Source organism: Streptomyces sp. TAA040, assembly GCF_000424845.1.
Genome location: NZ_AUKR01000065.1, coordinates 1 through 1,576, shown reverse-complemented (window position 1 = coordinate 1,576; position 1,576 = coordinate 1). Strand labels below are relative to the sequence as shown.

At 60.9% G+C, this 1,576-nt stretch carries 2 protein-coding genes and 1 pseudogene; 2 read left to right on the top strand and 1 reads right to left on the bottom strand.

The window, feature by feature from the left end:
- Together H300_RS28580 and H300_RS28575 are read left to right on the top strand one after the other, a co-directional pair.
- On the top strand, positions 1-539 hold a 539-nt coding region (locus H300_RS28580), incomplete at its 5' end, for an HYD1 signature containing ADP-ribosyltransferase family protein (RefSeq protein WP_486583999.1).
- 2 nt (positions 540-541) lie between these two features.
- Entirely contained in the window at positions 542-823 is a 282-nt protein-coding gene (locus tag H300_RS28575) for a DUF6881 domain-containing protein (protein ID WP_037981510.1), read from the top strand.
- 135 nt (positions 824-958) lie between these two features.
- Here the strand turns inward: H300_RS28575 and H300_RS32760 are convergent.
- Positions 959-1,170: pseudogene (locus H300_RS32760) on the bottom strand (tyrosine-type recombinase/integrase); the annotation flags it as partial.
- Positions 1,171-1,576 lie beyond the last annotated feature (406 nt).

Genomic DNA, 1,576 nt, shown 5'->3' with positions numbered 1-1,576 from the left:
TGGACGCGACCGACCTCAAGGCCGGCCAGTGGTTGCAGACCAGTGCGGGGACGTACGTCCAGATCGACGGCGTCAAGCGCTGGACGCAGCAAGCCACCGTCCACAACCTCACCATCACCTCCCTCCACACGTACTATGTGCTGGCGGGGGCTACGCCGGTCCTCGTTCACAATTGTGGTGACGGTCCGGAGGCTGCTTCGGAGGGGCCACAAAGCCTCTACCACTACACGAATGAAGCTGGGCATGACGGAATCACGGCGAGTGGCGAGATGAGGCCCTCCCTGAAGGCGAACAACCCGAAGGATGCTCGTTACGGAGACGGTCAGTACCTGACGGACATCAAGCCCGGGACGAAGACGCTGGGACAGCTCTCGGCGGCCTTTTTGCGAGTTCCGTGGGCTGGGCGTAAATTCACGCACTATCTTGAAATCGACGTCAGTGGGCTGAACGTGGTTGAAGGGAGACCCGGCGTGTTTGTAATCCCAAACAGTGGGCCGCTTGATCTCATCGGCCGCATCCGAAGTTCTGGGAGGAACTAGAGGTGAGATACGTCAAGGTTGCGTGGGAACACGACTTCGCCGACGATCCCGTGCTGTATCTCAGCGAGCTCGGTGACGATGGTTACGAGACTCGGAAGGTGCAGTTCTATCGCGATGGTCGGTCCGAGTGGGCCGATGAAAATCACGAAACTGCGAACGTAGGACTCTCGGAGATCCCATTTCCGTCACTCGAAGAAATCTCCAGTCAGGAAGAATTCAGCGCTGAAGTGATCGATCCGGAAGAGTTTGAGAGTGCATGGATTGAAGCGCGGATCGATTCATGATGGGTTCGTGATTCGCTACTCAGAGTGCTTGGAGTCGTAAAGTTCGCGGCTTTCATTCTGAGTCAAAATGCCTCTGGGGCCCACTGCCATGCGGTGGGCCCCAGAGGCATTTTGACGGCAACGCTGACGGCAACGTCAGCGGACGACGGCTGAGGTGGGCGCGTCATCCGGGGTGTCGGTCGGGCTAAGGATTCTGCCGAGGGTGTCGATGGCCTGGCGCTGGAGGCGGAGGAGTACGTGGGCGTAGACGCCGGCGGTGACGCCGATGTGGGCGTGGCCGGGAGTTTCTTGATCACGGCGAGTTCGACGCCTTGCTCCGGGAGCGGGGTGGCGGCGAAATGGCGAAGGCGCGTTCCGTCCCGCTCGCGGCATCAGCCCTGAACTGGCGGCGCGCTACCAGCAGCGGGCCCCTCCTCGACGTTCACCGACCTGATGGTTCAGGCCCGGGAACGGATCGGCGCCCTGCTGCGGAAACCCCGCCGTGATGTTGGAGCGCCCACTGTCGGCGGCACGATCGACGGACGGACCGGTTTCGTCCATATCGGGGCACGGGAGTACGATCCCGGGCTGGGCAATTTCATATCCGTCGATCCGAAAGAAGCGCACGGTTCAGGCCGCCAAGCAACTAGTGTCTCGTGATTCTGTCAGCATTACTTGATCTTGTGTGGCAGGGTCTCTTGGTATGGAGCTCTCCGTGGAACAGGCCGCCGCGTTGCGGGAGTTGGTAAACAGCCGGGACGTACCCGCCGACAT